This is a genomic window from Cupriavidus sp. 30B13, from assembly GCF_049059565.2.
In the GTDB taxonomy this organism is placed as follows: domain Bacteria; phylum Pseudomonadota; class Gammaproteobacteria; order Burkholderiales; family Burkholderiaceae; genus Cupriavidus.
Window position 1 is genome coordinate 1,427,529 of sequence record NZ_CP188223.1, and the last position, 16,363, is coordinate 1,443,891.

Genomic DNA, 16,363 nt, shown 5'->3' on the forward strand with positions numbered 1-16,363 from the left:
AAGAGCGAGAAAGAAACATGATCGACTGGATTACCTCGCAAGGGCAGAATCTCTTCGGCGGCGCCTGGACGCCGCTGTGGATCCTGATTCGCGCCGTGCTCATCGTGGTGCCGCTGCTGTTGTGCGTGGCCTACCTGATCCTGTGGGAGCGCAAGCTGATCGGCTGGATGCACGTGCGCATCGGCCCGAACCGGGTCGGCCCGCTGGGCCTGCTGCAGCCGATCGCCGACGTGCTCAAGCTGCTGCTCAAGGAAGTGATGATGCCCACGCAGGTCAGCCGGGGCATGTACCTGGTTGCCCCGCTGATGGTGCTGATGCCCGCCGTGGCGGTGTGGGCGGTGATCCCGTTCCAGGCCGAGGCGGTGATGGCCAACGTCAACGCCGGCCTGCTGTACGTGATGGCGATCAGCTCGGTCGGCGTGTACGGCGTGATCCTGGCCGGCTGGGCCTCGAACTCCAAGTACGCCTTCATCGGCGCCATGCGCGCCGCGGCGCAGATGGTGTCGTATGAAATCGCCATGGGCTTCGCCCTGGTGACGGTGCTGATGGTGTCGGGCAGCCTGAACCTGTCGGCCATCGTCACCACGCAGAACACCGGCTACTTCGCCGGCCTGGGGATCAACATCCTGTCCTGGAACTGGCTGCCGCTGCTGCCGATGTTCGGGGTGTACTTCATCTCCGGCGTGGCCGAAACCAACCGCCACCCGTTCGACGTGGTGGAAGGCGAATCGGAAATCGTGGCCGGCCACATGATCGAGTATTCGGGCATGGCCTTCGCGCTGTTCTTCCTGGCCGAGTACATCAACATGATCATCATCTCCACGATGACCTCGCTGATGTTCCTGGGAGGCTGGGCGCCGCCGTTCTCGAGCTTCATCACCGATGCGATCCCGGGCTTCTTCTGGCTGCTGATCAAGGTGTTCCTGCTGCTGTCGGTCTTCATCTGGCTGCGCGCCTCGTTCCCGCGCTACCGCTATGACCAGATCATGCGCCTGGGCTGGAAGGTCTTCATCCCGCTCACGGTGGGCTGGCTGATCATCGTCGCGATCTGGATCCGGTCGCCTTGGAATATCTGGCATTGAACGGCCAGGGCAGGTGCGCCGCCGCCCCCGGCGGCGCCCTGCGGAATCACTAGGAAGCAATCGTCATGCTGCTCGCCATCAAGGACTTCTTCAACAGCCTGCTCCTGAAGGAACTCTTCAAGGGCATGGCTCTGACCGGGCGCTATCTCTTCGCCCGCAAGGTCACGGTCCAGTTTCCCGAAGAGAAAACGCCGATCTCGCCGCGTTTCCGCGGCCTGCACGCGCTGCGCCGCTATCCCAACGGCGAAGAGCGCTGCATCGCCTGCAAGCTGTGCGAGGCGGTCTGCCCCGCGCTGGCCATCACCATCGAGTCCGACGCGCGCGCCGACGGCACCCGCCGCACCACGCGCTACGACATCGACCTGACCAAGTGCATCTTCTGCGGCTTCTGCGAAGAGGCCTGCCCGGTCGACGCCATCGTCGAGACGCACATCCTCGAATACCACGGCGAGAAGCGCGGCGACCTGTACTTCACCAAGGACCTGCTGCTGGCCGTGGGCGACCGCTACGAACCGCAGATCGCCGCGGCCAAGGCCGCGGACGCCAAGTACCGCTGAGCCAGGCGGCGCATTACAGGGCGCGCCGGCCGAGTCTGGCCGGCGCTGCCAACGAATAGTGAATCTGGCCCCCCAGGGGGTCGACGAAAAGGATGCCGCAAGGGCAGGCCGCCGGAGGCGGCTTGTGCCGGAAGGCTCAAAGAGGATCCGACAGGAACCATGGAACTCACGACCACCATCTTCTATGTCTTTGCGCTGGTGCTGGTGCTCTCCGCACTGAAAGTCATCACCGCGAAGAACCCCGTGCACTCCGCACTGTTCCTCGTGCTGTCGTTCTTCACGGCCGCCGCGATCTGGATGCTGCTGAAGGCCGAATTCCTCGCCATCCTGCTGGTGCTGGTGTACGTGGGCGCCGTGATGGTGCTGTTCCTGTTCGTGGTGATGATGATCGACATCGACATCGAGCACCTGCGGCGGGACTTCTGGACCTACGTGCCGCTGGCCTCGGTGGTCGGCGCGCTGATCATCGCCGAGATGGCCACCGTGCTGGTGCGCAACTTCATCGGCACCACCACGCCGCTGAACAGCGTGGCGCAGAGCCCGGACTACTCGAACACCGCGGCGCTCGGCAAGCTGATCTACACCGACTACATCTACGCCTTCGAAGTGGCCGGCATCATCCTGCTGGTGGCGATCATCGCCGCCGTCGCGCTGACGCTGCGCCGCCGCAAGGACAACAAGGCACAAGACGTGGGCGAGCAGCTGCGCACCCGCCGCCAGGACCGCGTGCGCCTGGTCTCGATGCCGACGGAAGCCAAGGCGCAAGACGCCGCCGCTACCGCCAACAAGAACTGAAGCCCGGAGAAACGCTGTGCTATCTCTTGCCCACTTCCTCGTGCTCGGTGCGATCCTTTTCGCCATCAGCATCGTTGGTATTTTCCTGAACCGCAAGAACGTGATCGTGCTGCTGATGGCGATCGAGCTGATGCTGCTTGCGGTCAACATGAACTTCGTCGCCTTCTCGCACTACCTGGGCGACCTGGCTGGCCAGGTTTTCGTTTTCTTCATCCTCACGGTGGCTGCGGCCGAGTCGGCAATCGGTCTGGCAATCCTGGTCGTGCTGTTCCGCAACCTGGACACGATCAACGTGGACGACATGGACACCCTCAAGGGCTGATCCGCATCGCCACGTCATGAATCAAGACCGCAATCCGACCGCACACCACTAAGCGTCCTATGGCAACCACGCTCGACCCCAACCTGCTACTGGCGATCCCGCTCGCACCGCTAGCCGGTGCAGCCATCGCCGGCCTGTTCGGCACCAAGTTCTTCAGCACGTTCTCCTCGGAGACGCGCGCCGGCCGCACGCTGGCCCACACCGTGACGATCCTCGGCGTGGCGATTTCCTGCCTGCTGTCGATCATCGTGCTGATGGACGTGTTGAACGGCGCGAGCTTCAACGCCACCGTGTACGAGTGGATGACGATCGGCAGCCTCAAGATGGAAGTGGGCTTCCTGGTCGATTCGCTCACCGCGATGATGATGGTGGTGGTGACCTTCGTCTCGCTGATGGTGCACATCTACACCGTCGGCTACATGGCGGAAGACCCCGGCTACAACCGCTTCTTCGCCTATATCTCGCTGTTCACCTTCTCGATGCTCATGCTGGTCATGAGCAACAACTTCCTCCAGCTGTTCTTCGGCTGGGAAGCGGTGGGCCTGGTGTCGTACCTGCTGATCGGCTTCTGGTACACCCGGCCGACGGCGATCTTCGCCAACCTGAAGGCCTTCCTGGTCAACCGCGTCGGCGACTTCGGCTTCATCCTCGGCATCGGCCTGCTGCTGGCCTACAGCGGCAGCATGAACTACACCGACGTGTTCGCCGCGCGCGACCAGCTCGCCACGATCCTGTTCCCGGGCACCGACTGGATGATGATCACGGTGGCCTGCATCTGCCTGTTCATCGGCGCGATGGGCAAGTCGGCCCAGTTCCCGCTGCACGTGTGGCTGCCCGACTCGATGGAAGGCCCGACCCCGATCTCCGCGCTGATCCACGCCGCCACCATGGTGACGGCCGGCATCTTCATGGTCGCGCGCATGTCGCCGCTGTTCGAGCTGTCCGACACCGCGCTGTCCTTCGTGCTGGTGATCGGCGCCATCACCGCGCTGTTCATGGGCTTCCTGGGCATCATCCAGAACGACATCAAGCGCGTGGTGGCCTACTCCACGCTGTCGCAGCTCGGCTACATGACCGTCGCGCTGGGCGCCTCGGCCTACTCGGTGGCGGTGTTCCACCTGATGACCCACGCGTTCTTCAAGGCGCTGCTGTTCCTGGCGGCCGGCTCGGTCATCATCGGCATGCACCACGACCAGGACATCCGCAACATGGGCGGCCTGCGCAAGTACATGCCGATCACCTGGATCACCTCGCTGGTGGGTTCGCTGGCGCTGATCGGCACGCCGTTCTTCGCGGGCTTCTACTCCAAGGACTCGATCATCGAGGCCGTGGCGGAATCGCATATCGCGGGCTCCGGCTTCGCTTACTTCTCGGTGCTGGCCGGCGTGTTCGTCACGGCGTTCTACTCGTTCCGCATGTACTTCCTGGTGTTCCACGGCGAAGAGCGTTTCGGCAAGGCGCACGACGCCCACCACGCGCACGGCCATGACGACCACGATGCGCACCATGCCGACGACGATGCCCACCACGACGAGCATCACGGCCTGGCCCCGGGTCAGAAGCCGCACGAGTCGCCGTGGGTGGTGACGCTGCCGCTGGTGATGCTGGCCATCCCCTCGGTGGTGATCGGCGCGATCGCCATCGGCCCGATGCTGTTCGGCGACTTCTTCAAGAACGGCGTGGCCTTCAAGAACGTGATCTACGTCGGCGAGAACCACCACGCGATGGAAGAGCTGGCCGAAGCGTTCCACGGCTGGGTGGCGATGGGCCTGCATTCGCTGACCACGCCGGTGCTGTGGCTGGCCATCGCGGGCGTGGTGCTGTCGTGGTTCTTCTACATGAAGCGCCCGGACATCCCCGCCGCGATCAAGCAGCGCTGCTCGGGCCTGTACACGCTGCTCGACAACAAGTACTACATGGACGCCATCAACGAGGCCGTGTTCGCGCGCGGCGCGCGCCTGCTGGGCACCGGCCTGTGGAAGGGCGGCGACCAGGGCCTGATCGACGGCCTGGTGGTCAACGGCGCGGCGCGCGTGGTGGGATGGTTCGCATCGGTCAGCCGCTACCTGCAGTCCGGCTACATCTACCACTACGCATTCGCCATGATCCTGGGCATGCTGGTGCTGCTGTCGCTGACGGTGTTCGGCACCTCGTTCGCCACGGTGGGCGCCAAGTAAGGAAAACAAGAAAATGGTTCTGTCTTTCGCTATCTGGCTGCCGATCTTCTTTGGCTTGCTAGTCCTTGCCTCCGGGTCCGACCGCAGTCGCTGTTACGTGCGCTGGATGGCGCTGTTCGGCTCGGTCCTCAGCTTCATCGTCACGCTGCCCCTGGTCTTCCACTTCGACCGCTCCACGGCTGCCATGCAGTTCGTCGAGAAGTCGACATGGATCGAGCGCTTCAACATCAACTACCACCTGGGGGTCGACGGCATCTCGATGTGGTTCGTGGTGCTGACCGCCTTCATCACGGTGATCGTGGTGATCTCGGCCTGGGAGGTGATCACCGAGCGCGTGGCCGAGTACATGGCCTCGTTCCTGATCCTGTCCGGCCTGATGGTCGGCGTGTTCAGCGCGCTCAACGGCATGCTGTTCTACGTGTTCTTCGAGGCCACCCTGATCCCGATGTACATCATCATCGGCGTGTGGGGCGGCCCGAACCGGGTGTACGCGGCCTTCAAGTTCTTCCTCTACACGCTGCTCGGCTCGCTGCTGACGCTGGTCGCGCTGCTGTACCTGTACAGCAAGACCGGTACCTTCGACATCCTCGAATGGCACCAGGCCAAGCTGACCATGAACGAGCAGATCGGCCTGTTCATCGCCTTCTTCCTGGCCTTCGCGGTCAAGGTGCCGATGTGGCCGGTGCACACCTGGCTGCCCGATGCCCACGTGGAAGCGCCGACCGGCGGCTCGGTGGTGCTGGCCGCCATCATGCTGAAGCTGGGCGCCTACGGCTTCCTGCGGTTCTCGCTGCCGATCGCGCCCGACGCGAGCCACAGCCTGGCGGCGTTCATCATCACGATCTCGCTGATCGCGGTGATCTACATCGGCCTGGTGGCGCTGGTGCAGGCCGACATGAAAAAGCTGGTGGCGTACTCGTCGATCGCCCACATGGGTTTCGTCACGCTCGGCTTCTTCATCTTCAACGAGATCGGCATGGAAGGCGGCATCGTCCAGATGATCTCGCACGGCTTCATCTCGGGCGCCATGTTCCTGTGCATCGGCGTGCTGTATGACCGCGTGCACTCGCGCCAGATCGCCGACTACGGCGGCGTGGTGAACGTCATGCCGAAGTTCGCCGCGCTGTCGGTGTTCTTCGCCATGGCCAACTGCGGGCTGCCGGCCACCTCGGGTTTCGTCGGCGAGTTCATGGTGATCCTGGGCGCGGTCAAGTTCAATTTCTGGATCGGCCTGCTGGCGGCCACCGCGCTGATCCTGGGTGCCGCCTATTCGCTGTGGATGGTCAAGCGCGTAATCTTCGGCGACGTGGTGCACAAGCACGTGGCCGAGCTGATCGACCTGAACAAGCGCGAGTTCTTCATGCTCGGCCTGCTGGCGATCATGACCCTGTACATGGGCCTGTATCCGAAACCCTTCACCGATGTCATGCACGCTTCCGTGGTGAACCTGCTGTCGCACGTGGCGCAGTCGAAGCTGTAATCGGGGAGAGAAACAAACATGCAACCGTCCTCGACACTGGCACCTGTGGCGCCAATCATTTTCCTGGCGATCTCGATTGCCGCGGTCAACTGGATCGACCTGGCCCGCGGCAGCAAGCGCGCGAGCCTGGCGTATCCGCTGTCGCTGCTGATCACGCTCGTGCTGACCGTGTGGTTCGGCCTCAACGCCGCCGCCGGCGACACGCACTACGCCTTCGCCAACCTGGTGGTGGTGGACCCGATGGCCAACGTGCTGTCGGCCTTCTGCTCGGCCGCGCTGTTCATCACGCTGGTCTATACCCGCGGCTACCTGGCAGACCGCGAGATGTACAGCGGTGAGTTCTACATGCTCGCGCTGTTCACGCTGGGCGGGCAGATCGTGATGATCACCGGCAACAACTTCCTGACCCTGTACCTGGGCCTGGAGCTGCTGTCGCTGGCCTCGTACGCGCTGGTGGCCCTGCGCCGCGACAACCGCGTGACGTCCGAATCGGCCATCAAGTACTTCGTGCTGGGCGCGCTGGCCTCCGGCTTCCTGCTGTACGGCATGTCCATGCTGTACGGCGCCACCGGCTCGCTGAACCTGGGCGAAGTGTTCCGCGTGGTGGAGTCGGGCCGCGTGAATACCACCATGCTGGCCTTCGGCGTGGTGTTCCTGGTGGCGGGCATCGCCTTCAAGATGGGCGCCGCGCCGTTCCACATGTGGATCCCGGACATCTACCAGGGCTCGCCGACCGCGGTGACGCTGCTGATCGCGGGCGCGCCGAAACTGGCCGCGTTCGCCATGGCGCTGCGCCTGCTGGTCGAAGGCCTGCTGCCGCTGGCGGTGGACTGGCAGACGATGCTGGTCGTGCTGGCCGTCGCTTCGCTGGCGATCGGCAACCTGACCGCCATCGTGCAGACCAACCTGAAGCGGATGCTGGCGTACTCCACCATTTCGCACATGGGCTTCCTGCTGCTGGGCATGCTGTCCGGCGTGGCCGGCGGCAGTGCCGAGGGCGCCGCCGGCGCCTACGGCGCGTCGATGTTCTACGCCGCGACCTACGTGCTGACCACGCTGGGCACCTTCGGCATCGTGCTGCTGCGCGCCGGCAAGGACTTCGAAGCCGAGACCCTGGACGACCTCAAGGGCCTGTCGCGCAAGAACCCGTGGTACGCGCTGCTGATGCTGGTGATGATGTTCTCGCTGGCCGGCATCCCGCCGACCATGGGCTTCTACGCCAAGCTGGCCGTGCTGGAAGCGGTGGTCAAGAGCGGCATGACCTGGCTGGCCGTGGTGGCGGTGCTGTTCTCGCTGATCGGCGCGTTCTACTACCTGCGCGTGGTCAAGCTGATGTACTTCGACGCGCCGGCCGACGAGCGTAAGCTGGAGTCGTCGTTCGGCCTGCGCTCGATGCTGAGCCTGAACGGCGCGGTCATCATCGCCCTGGGCCTGTTCCCGTCCGCGCTGATGAACCTGTGCTACCAGGCCATCCGCGCCACGCTGGCTTCGTGAAGCAGGGCGGCGCAGGCATATGAGCTCGTCGGCGGCAGGCTGGTTTGTCATCTTGCTGGCATTTGTCTGTGCCAACCTGCCGTTCGTCAACCAGCGCCTGTTCGTGCTGGTGTCGCTGCGCTTCGCCAGGAAGCCGCTGTGGATCAGGCTGGCCGAGCTGATCACGTGGTACGTGTGCGCCGGCCTGGCCGGCTTCGCGGTGGAGGCGGGCCTCGGCAACGCCTTTCCGCAGGGCTGGCAGTTCTACGCCATCACCGCCTGCATGATGCTGGTGTTCGCCTTCCCGGGCTTCACCTGGCAATACCTCGTCAAACATCGCGCGGCCTGAGGCCCGGGCAGTGAAGGCGCCCGGCCGGCCGCGCCCGGACCCGGAGCTTTCATGAGCGACCAGACGGATACGGCCGCGGCCGCCGCCGCCGCCGCCGATGCCGATACCGGCCACGGCGACCTCGCCGCCGGCAACGATCTCGCCCTCAGGGAAACCTGCGTGGCCTCCGCCACGCTGCACCAGGGCAAATTCCTCACGCTCAAGCAGGACATCGTCCGGCTGCCGGACGGCAAGCACGCCGGGCGCGAGTACGTGCTGCATCCGGGCGCGGTGATGATGATCCCGCTGTTCGACGACGGCACCGTGCTGATGGAGCGGCAGTTCCGCTATCCGGTCGGCGAGGTGATGCTCGAATTCCCGGCCGGCAAGCTCGATCCCGAGGAAGGCGCGCAGCGCTGCGGCGAGCGCGAGCTGCGCGAGGAAACCGGCTACAGCGCGCGGCGCTGGGACTACCTCACGCGCATCCACCCGGTCATCTCCTACTCCACCGAGTTCATCGACATCTTCCTCGCGCGCGATCTGGCGGCGGGCGCGGCCGAGCTCGACGATGGCGAGTTCCTCGAGACCTTCATCGCGCCGGCGGGGCAGGTCATCGACTGGGTGCGCGGCGGGCGCATCACCGACGTCAAGACCATCATCGGCGCGTTCTGGCTCGAAAAAGTGATCTCCGGGGCCTGGCAGCCCGGCGAGCAGACCCTGCCGGGCCCGCGCTGAGCCATGCCCGGCAAGGCGCCGGGCATGCGCGTAGAATCCCATTCCTTAGCCGTGCAGGCGCGGCCATGCCCCGGTTTCCCCGTTGCGCGAAGCAGTTGCGGCAAGCCGGCGGCGCGGGGCCGCAAAAAAATTAGCACGACCGTTCACAAAATTCCGTTTCGCGGATACTATAGCTTTCGACGGGCTGGAAACATCATGAAGGTGCTCGACCTGCGCTGTGCGCAAGACCATCGTTTCGAGGGCTGGTTCGCTTCGGAGGACGATGCGCAGGCGCAGATTTCGCAGAAACTCGTCCAATGCCCGATCTGCGCCGACCATGCCATCACCCGGCTGCCCAGCGCGCCGCGCCTGAACCTGTCCGGCGCGGCCGCCGCGCCGGCCGGCAGGCCGGCCGGGGCGAAGGCCCCGGCCGCGGCTCCCGTGACACTGCAGTCGCTGTACATGAAGGCGGTGAAGCAGGTGCTGGCGCAGACGGAGGACGTGGGCGAGCGCTTTGCCGAGGAGGCCAGGCGCATGCATTACGACGAGGCACCGGAACGCGGCATCCGCGGCACGGCATCCCCGGACGAAGTGCAGGCGCTTGCCGAAGAGGGCATCGATACCTTCCAGCTCGTGGTGCCGGATGCGCTCAAGCAGACGGCTCACTGAATAGCGTCCTGTGCCCGCGGCAGTGTCTTGCCGGCGCATGACGCGCTAGCTAGAACAATTTGCCGGTCTCACACCGGCATCACTGGAGACGGGCATGGATCTCAACTACTCGGCGGCCGACGATGCCTTCCGCGCGGAAGTGCGCGGCTGGCTGGAGGCCAATCTGCCGGCCGACATCAGCAGCAAGATTCTCAACCACCGCCGCCCGAGCCGCGACGACCTGGTGCGCTGGCACAAGCTGCTGGCGGGCCGCGGCTGGTCCGCGCCGCACTGGCCCGTGCAGTACGGCGGCACCGGCTGGAACGCCACCCAGCGCCATATCTGGGACGAGGAAAATGCCCGCGTCGGCGCGCCCGGCGTGCTGCCCTTCGGCGTGGCGATGGTCGCGCCCGTGATCATGAAGTACGGCAGCGAAGCGCAGAAGCAGTATTACCTGCCGCGCATCCTCGACTGCACCGACTGGTGGTGCCAGGGCTATTCCGAGCCAGGCTCGGGCTCCGACCTGGCCTCGCTCAAGACCCGCGCCGAGCGGAGCGCCGACGGCAAGCACTACATCGTCAACGGCCAGAAGACCTGGACCACGCTCGGCCAGCACGCCGACATGATCTTCTGCCTGGTGCGCACCGATCCCGAAGCCAAGAAGCAGGAAGGCATCTCCTTCCTGCTGATCGACATGAAGACCCCGGGCATCACCGTGCGCCCGATCATCATGCTCGACGAAGAGCATGAAGTGAACGAGGTGTTCTTCGACAACGTGCAGGTGCCGGTGGAAAACCGCGTGGGCGAAGAGAACCGCGGCTGGACCTACGCCAAGTACCTGCTCGGCCACGAGCGCACCGGCATCGCCCGCGTGGGCAATTCCAAGCGCGAGCTCGGCTTCCTCAAGCGGGTGGCCAGGCAGCAGCAGAAGAACGGCCGCCCGCTGCTCGAAGACCCGCTGTTCGGCGCCAAGGTCGCCGCGCTGGAGATCGAGCTGATGGCGCTGGAGCTGACCGTGCTGCGCGTGGTGTCGAGCGAGAGCGCCGGCAAGGGCCCCGGCCCCGAGGCCTCGATGCTCAAGATCAAGGGCACCGAGATCCAGCAGATGCTGACCGAGCTGATGGTGGAGGCCGTGGGCCCCTACGCGCAGCCGTTCGACACGGCCTACCTGGAATGCGAGCACGACCACGCCGTCACCGGCTACGACGATGCCGCGCCGCTGGCCGCCTACTACTTCAACTATCGCAAGACCTCCATCTACGGCGGGTCCAACGAAATTCAGAAGAACATCATCAGCCAGATGATCCTGGGGCTGTGAGGAGACACGCGATATGAACTTCAATCTCAGCGACGAGCAGAAGCAACTGGCCGATGCCATCCACCGCTTCATCGACAAGAGCTACGACTTCGAGACCCGCAAGAAGGGCATCAAGTCCGCCAGCGGCCACGGCGACGCGGCCTGGGGCGCGCTGGTCGAGCTCGGCCTGACCGCGCTGCCGGTGCCCGAGGCGCAGGGCGGTTTCTCCGGCACCGCCGTCGACATGATGGTGGTGCAGCAGGAACTGGGCCGCGGCCTGGTGGTGGAACCGTACTTCGCCACCGTGGTCGGCGCCTACGCGCTCAAGCTGGCAGGCGGCCAGGACGCGCTGCTGGAGCAGGTGGCCGGCGGCGAGCTGAAGCTGGCCGTGGCCTTCAACGAGCCGCACGCCCGCTACGCGCTCAACGACGTGCGCGTCACCGCCGGGGACGGCAAGCTCAATGGCCGCAAGACCGTGGTCCTCCACGGCGCGCAGGCCGGCAAGCTCGTCGTCTCGGCCCGCAGCGCCGGCGCCGATGCCGACACCAGCGGCATCTCGCTGTTCCTGGTCGACCCGAAGGCCGCCGGCGTCAGCATCACCGACTACCGCACCATCGACAACCTGCGCGCCGCCGATATCACCTTCAAGGATGCGCAGGGCGAACTGCTGGGCACCGCCGGCGCGGCCTGGGAGATCATCGAGCAGGTGGCCGACTACGCCGCCGTGCTGTTGTGCGCGGAAGCGGTCGGCGTGATCGACGCGCTCAACGCCGCCACGCTGGAATACGCCAAGACGCGCCAGCAGTTCGGCCAGCCCATCGCGCGCTTCCAGGCGCTGCAGCACCGCATGGTGGAGATGTTCATCCACGCCGAGCAGTCGCGCTCGATCACGCTGCTGGCGGCCGCCAAGTTCGACGAGGCCAGCCCCGCCGAGCGCCGCCGCCTGGCGTCGGCCGCCAAGGCGCGCGTCGGCCAGGCCGCCCGCTCGGTCGGCCAGGAAGCGGTGCAGATCCACGGCGGCATGGGCGTGACCGACGAACTGCCGGCCGCGCACATGTTCAAGCGGCTGACGCTGATCAACACCACCTTCGGCGACGTCGATCATCACCTGGGCCGCTTTGCGACACAGCCCGGTTTCCTGGAAACCGCCTGATCCGGGAACATGACAGAAACCGCGCCGCAGTCCAGGCGCGGTTTTTTTTCATTCCGCTGCCACCGCGGCATCGCCGCACGGCCGCGCCACCGCACCATAGAGGGACCATCATGCCTTCCCTGTATTTCGAAGACTTCACCGTCGGCAGCAAGCGCGACCTCGGCTCCCACCTGGTGACCGAGGAAGAGATCCTCGCCTTCGCGCGCCAGTACGATCCCCAGCCCTTCCATATCGACAAGGAAGCGGCGCAGAACAGCATCTACAAGGGCCTCATCTCGAGCGGCTGGATGACCTGCTCGGTCATGATGCGCCTGCTGGTGGACAACATGACCTCCAAGTCCGCCAGCATGGGCTCGCCCGGCGTGGACGAGATCCGCTGGCTCAAGCCGGTCTACGCCGGCGATACGCTGAGCGTGTCGCTGGTGGTGCTCGACGCGCGCGCGTCCACGTCCAAGCCGGACCGCGGCGTGGTCCACACGCAGTGGGAGGCCACCAACCAGCGCGGCGAACTGGTCTGCACGGTCAAGGGCATGGGCATGTACGGCCGCCGCCCGGCCTGAGGCCGTTGCCAGCCCGCGCGCATCAGGGCATCATCTGGCGGCGCCCGCCGCGGCCACCTTCGCCACCCCCGCCACCCTCGCGACAACAACAAGGAGACACCATGCGTACCATCGCTTCGCTCGAAGAACTGGAAAGCCTGCAAGGCCAGGAAGTGGCCGTCAGCGACTGGATCGAGGTCACCCAGCAGCAGGTCAACCAGTTCGCCGAAGCCACCGGCGATCATCAATGGATCCACGTGGACGTGGAACGCGCGCGCCGCGAATCGCCGTTCGGCGGCCCGGTGGCGCACGGTTTCCTGACGCTGTCGCTGCTGCCGGCGTTCCTGCACAACGCGCTGGACATGCCCGGCGTGAAGATGGGCGTGAACTACGGCCTGAACCGCGTGCGCTTCACCGCGCCGGTGCCGGTCGGCAGCCGCCTGCGCGCGCGCGTGAAGCTGCTGTCGGTGGAGCGCCTCGAGCCGCTGCCCAGCGCGCCCGCGCTGGTCGGCGCCCAGTCGATCTGGGAAGTCACCGTCGAGCGCGAAGGCAGCGAGCGGCCCGTGTGCGTGGCGGAGTCGATCACGCGGCGCTACTCGTAGCACGGATTCTCGGCGCCGGTTTGCGGCGCCGGCGCAGGGTGCCGGCTCAGGGCACCGGCCGGGAGCGCCTGCCGCGCCCGGCGCGCGCCTCACGCCGGCGAGCGCGCCGGCCCCATTTCCCGCGCGGCCGCCGCCAGGGCCGTGGCCGAGCGCTCGGGGTTCATCCACAGCAGGCCCATCGCGCCGCTGGCCAGCAACAGCAGTGCATTGATGGTCAGGCCCGCGTCGAAGCCGCCGCTCATGCCGTGGCGCTGCACCAGTTGTCCCACCACCGCCGGCGCGACGACGCCCGCCATCGAGATGACCGCGGTGTGGATGGCCAGCACGCTGCCGCGCTGCGCTTGCGGCACGACCTGCGCCAGCATGGCGGGGGAGAGCGCATAGGCCACCGGCGGCAGCGCGCCGGCCACCGCGAGCAGCAGTGTCTTGGCCACCGGCGACAGCGTGGCCGATTCGATCACCAGGTACATGACGCCGCCGGCCAGCGCCGCCACCGAGATCAGCGCGCCGCGCGCCAGCCGCGACGAGGCGCCGTTGCGCAGCAGGCGCTGCGACAGCCAGCTCAGCACCAGCGTGGTCGGCATGGCCGCCACCACGATCACCGCGTACCAGCGGCCCGTGGCCACCGGGCTGAAGCCCAGCCCCTGCTCCAGCCAGGCCGGCAGCCACGTCAGCGCGAGCGCCAGCGCCCAGTAGGCGCAGAAATTCAGCACCATGCACGACAGCACGGTCGGGTCGCGGAAGATGCGGCGGTAGGGCAGCCGCGCCGCGCTCGCGCCGGCGCCCGCATGCCGCGTGTGTGCCTGCGTCAGCGGTCCTTCGCGGCCCAACCACAGCCACAGCGCGCTCCACGCGGCGCCGACCGCGCCCAGCACCACGAAGTTGGCGCGCCAGCCCCAGTGCTGCGTCACCAGCGGAATCGCCAGGCCCGCCACCAGCAGCCCTACCGTGGCGCCCTGGTTCACCACCGCCACCGGCAGGTTGCGCTGGTGGTCGGGAAACCATTTGTAGAGCGCGTGCACGGAAATCGGGAAGGCCGGCCCCTCGGCCGCGCCCAGCAGCATGCGGCAGGCCAGGATGGTCATGGCCGAGCCGGCCAGCGCCATCGGCACCTGCAGCACCGCCCACGCCACCCCCATGCCCAGCAGCAGCCAGCGCGTGGCGACGCGGTTGGAGAGAAAGCCCACCAGCACGGTGGCTAGCGCGAACAGCCAGAAAAAGCTGCTGGCGACCATGCCGAACTCAGCCGGCGACAGCTTCAGGTCCGCCATCATCGGCACGGCGACCATGCCCAGCACGATCTTGTCGAGGAAATTGATCAGCGCGAGCCAGGTCAGCATCGCTGCCATGGCCCAGGCCTGGCGCGGCTGGTACGACGAGGGATGGTTCATGGGCATGGCCGGTGGCGCAGAGGTGCGCGCGGCGCGGCCGCGCGCGTATCGAAGGGGGGGCGCCGCCTGCGACGAGGATGGCGCGCCGGCCCGGCGGCAAGAAACGCCGGGCCACCATAGTGCCGTTTCCGGATTCGGACAAGTCACGGCGCAGCATGGCGGCCACCGGTCCCGGCCACCGCGCGCAAGCGCTGCCGCGCACCAGTCCGGCAGCGCACGCCGCCGCGCATGCCCCAATCTGAGTCGGCCTGCCGACGTGCACCGGAATGGTGCGCATACATCCCGCACATTGCTGGTGCGCAGGGCTTTTCGCCGCCACCGGAGGCAGGCCCGGACTCGCTCCACGGGCGCGCAAGCCATGGCATGTTAGTTGCAGATACGTTACTTGGGGTGCGTTGTTCCTTATCAAACACGAGACAATCTGGGAGCTGCAATGAAACGACGTGACATGCTGAAGCTGTCGGCGGTAGCCGCCGCGGCGCTGGTTGCAACCGCTGGCGTCAGCCCGCTGGCGATGGCGCAGTCCAAGGAACCGATCAAGGTCGGCATCCTGCATTCGTTGTCCGGCACCATGGCCATTTCCGAAACGTCGCTCAAGGACGTGGCGCTGATGACCATCGACGAGATCAACAAGAGCGGCGGCGTGCTCGGCCGCAAGCTCGAGCCGGTGGTGGTGGATCCCGCCTCCAACTGGCCGCTGTTCGCCGAGAAGGCGCGCCAGCTGATCACCAACGACAAGGTCGCCGTCACGTTCGGCTGCTGGACCTCGGTGTCGCGCAAGTCGGTGCTGCCGGTCTACGAGGAACTGAACGCGCTGCTGTTCTACCCGGTGCAGTACGAAGGCGAGGAGATGTCGAAGAACGTCTTCTACACCGGCGCGGCCCCCAACCAGCAAGCCATCCCCGCGGTCGAATACCTGATGAGCAAGGAGGGCGGCGGCGCCAAGCGCTTCTTCCTGCTGGGCACCGACTACGTCTACCCGCGCACCACCAACAAGATCCTGCGCGCCTTCCTCAAGAGCAAGGGCGTGGCGGACAAGGACATCGAAGAGGTCTACACGCCGTTCGGCCACAGCGACTACCAGACCATCGTCGCCAACATCAAGAAGTTCTCGCAAGGCGGCAAGACCGCGGTGATCTCCACCATCAACGGCGACTCCAACGTGCCGTTCTACAAGGAGCTCGGCAACGCCGGCCTGAAGGCCAAGGACGTGCCGGTGGTGGCCTTCTCCGTGGGCGAGGAAGAACTGCGCGGCATCGACACCAAGCCGCTGGTCGGCCACCTGGCCGCGTGGAACTACTTCATGTCGGTCAAGAATCCCGAGAACGATGCCTTCAAGAAGCAGTGGGCGGCCTGGGTCAAGGCCAACAACCTGCCGGGCGGCGACAAGCGCGTGACCAACGACCCGATGGAAGCCACCTACGTGGGCATCCACATGTGGGCGCAGGCCGTGAAGAAGGCCGGCACCACCGATCCGGACAAGGTGCGTGCCGCCATGTACGGCCAGACCTTCAAGGCCCCGGACGGCTTCACGCTGACCATGGGCGAGAACCACCACCTGTACAAGCCGGTGATGATCGGCGAAGTCAAGGGCGACGGCCAGTTCACGGTGGTGTGGAAGACGCCGAAGGCGATCCGCGCGCAACCGTGGAGCCCGTTCATCGCGGGCAACGAAGGCAAGCCGGACAAGGTGATGTAAGCCGCTTCCGGGCTGCCCGCCTGCCAGGGCCTGCGCCCTCTCCCGCGCGGGGAGGGCCGCGGGAGAGGGCATGCGACGCCGGCTGCCGCCGGCCGCTGCCAGCCGG

General features: G+C 66.2%; 16 protein-coding genes. 15 read left to right on the forward strand and 1 reads right to left on the reverse strand.

The features are described from left to right. Positions 1-17 precede the first annotated feature (17 nt). The 14 genes from nuoH (at position 18) to ACKI2N_RS06720 (ending at position 13,167) form a co-directional block, all read left to right on the forward strand. Complete coding sequence (gene nuoH, locus ACKI2N_RS06655) at positions 18-1,082, forward strand: NADH-quinone oxidoreductase subunit NuoH (RefSeq protein ID WP_420992693.1); 1,065 nt, start codon at positions 18-20, stop codon at positions 1,080-1,082. 65 nt (positions 1,083-1,147) lie between these two features. Then, positions 1,148-1,639: an NADH-quinone oxidoreductase subunit NuoI gene (gene nuoI / locus ACKI2N_RS06660; RefSeq protein WP_420992692.1), complete on the forward strand. Its 492-nt coding sequence runs from the start codon at positions 1,148-1,150 to the stop codon at positions 1,637-1,639. 159 nt (positions 1,640-1,798) lie between these two features. Beyond that, positions 1,799-2,434 (forward strand): NADH-quinone oxidoreductase subunit J, encoded by a 636-nt coding sequence (locus tag ACKI2N_RS06665; protein WP_420992691.1) that lies wholly within the window; start codon positions 1,799-1,801, stop codon positions 2,432-2,434. A 16-nt stretch (positions 2,435-2,450) separates the two neighbouring features. Next, positions 2,451-2,756: an NADH-quinone oxidoreductase subunit NuoK gene (gene nuoK, locus ACKI2N_RS06670; RefSeq protein ID WP_006156828.1), complete on the forward strand. Its 306-nt coding sequence runs from the start codon at positions 2,451-2,453 to the stop codon at positions 2,754-2,756. A 59-nt stretch (positions 2,757-2,815) separates the two neighbouring features. Continuing rightward, positions 2,816-4,933, forward strand: coding sequence for an NADH-quinone oxidoreductase subunit L (gene nuoL, locus ACKI2N_RS06675; RefSeq protein ID WP_420992690.1), 2,118 nt, complete (start codon positions 2,816-2,818; stop codon positions 4,931-4,933). Between the two features lie 13 nt (positions 4,934-4,946). Beyond that, positions 4,947-6,413: an NADH-quinone oxidoreductase subunit M gene (locus ACKI2N_RS06680; protein WP_420992689.1), complete on the forward strand. Its 1,467-nt coding sequence runs from the start codon at positions 4,947-4,949 to the stop codon at positions 6,411-6,413. 18 nt (positions 6,414-6,431) lie between these two features. Then, complete coding sequence (gene nuoN / locus ACKI2N_RS06685; protein WP_420992688.1) at positions 6,432-7,907, forward strand: NADH-quinone oxidoreductase subunit NuoN; 1,476 nt, start codon at positions 6,432-6,434, stop codon at positions 7,905-7,907. A 19-nt stretch (positions 7,908-7,926) separates the two neighbouring features. After that, a complete protein-coding gene (locus ACKI2N_RS06690) occupies positions 7,927-8,235 on the forward strand; it encodes a DUF2818 family protein (protein ID WP_420992687.1) in 309 nt (102 codons plus the stop codon). A gap of 51 nt (positions 8,236-8,286) precedes the next feature. Next, positions 8,287-8,949, forward strand: a complete 663-nt coding sequence (locus ACKI2N_RS06695; RefSeq protein ID WP_420992686.1) for an NUDIX domain-containing protein — start codon at positions 8,287-8,289, stop codon at positions 8,947-8,949. Positions 8,950-9,144: 195 nt separating this feature from the next. Continuing rightward, on the forward strand, positions 9,145-9,597 hold the full coding sequence (locus ACKI2N_RS06700) for a DUF1178 family protein (protein ID WP_420992685.1): 453 nt from the start codon (positions 9,145-9,147) through the stop codon (positions 9,595-9,597). 94 nt (positions 9,598-9,691) lie between these two features. After that, on the forward strand, positions 9,692-10,894 hold the full coding sequence (locus ACKI2N_RS06705) for an acyl-CoA dehydrogenase family protein (protein ID WP_420992684.1): 1,203 nt from the start codon (positions 9,692-9,694) through the stop codon (positions 10,892-10,894). A gap of 13 nt (positions 10,895-10,907) precedes the next feature. Continuing rightward, positions 10,908-12,026 (forward strand): acyl-CoA dehydrogenase family protein, encoded by a 1,119-nt coding sequence (locus ACKI2N_RS06710; protein WP_420992683.1) that lies wholly within the window; start codon positions 10,908-10,910, stop codon positions 12,024-12,026. Between the two features lie 110 nt (positions 12,027-12,136). Continuing rightward, positions 12,137-12,586, forward strand: coding sequence for a MaoC family dehydratase (locus ACKI2N_RS06715; RefSeq protein WP_420992682.1), 450 nt, complete (start codon positions 12,137-12,139; stop codon positions 12,584-12,586). 101 nt (positions 12,587-12,687) lie between these two features. After that, complete coding sequence (locus ACKI2N_RS06720) at positions 12,688-13,167, forward strand: MaoC family dehydratase (protein WP_420992681.1); 480 nt, start codon at positions 12,688-12,690, stop codon at positions 13,165-13,167. An 89-nt stretch (positions 13,168-13,256) separates the two neighbouring features. Here the strand turns inward: ACKI2N_RS06720 and ACKI2N_RS06725 are convergent, their stop codons facing one another. Further along, entirely contained in the window at positions 13,257-14,558 is a 1,302-nt protein-coding gene (locus tag ACKI2N_RS06725; RefSeq protein ID WP_420992680.1) for an MFS transporter, read from the reverse strand. Between the two features lie 433 nt (positions 14,559-14,991). Between ACKI2N_RS06725 and urtA the strand changes: the two genes are divergently transcribed. Continuing rightward, entirely contained in the window at positions 14,992-16,257 is a 1,266-nt protein-coding gene (urtA, locus tag ACKI2N_RS06730) for an urea ABC transporter substrate-binding protein (protein ID WP_420992679.1), read from the forward strand. The last annotated feature ends 106 nt before the right edge of the window (positions 16,258-16,363 follow it).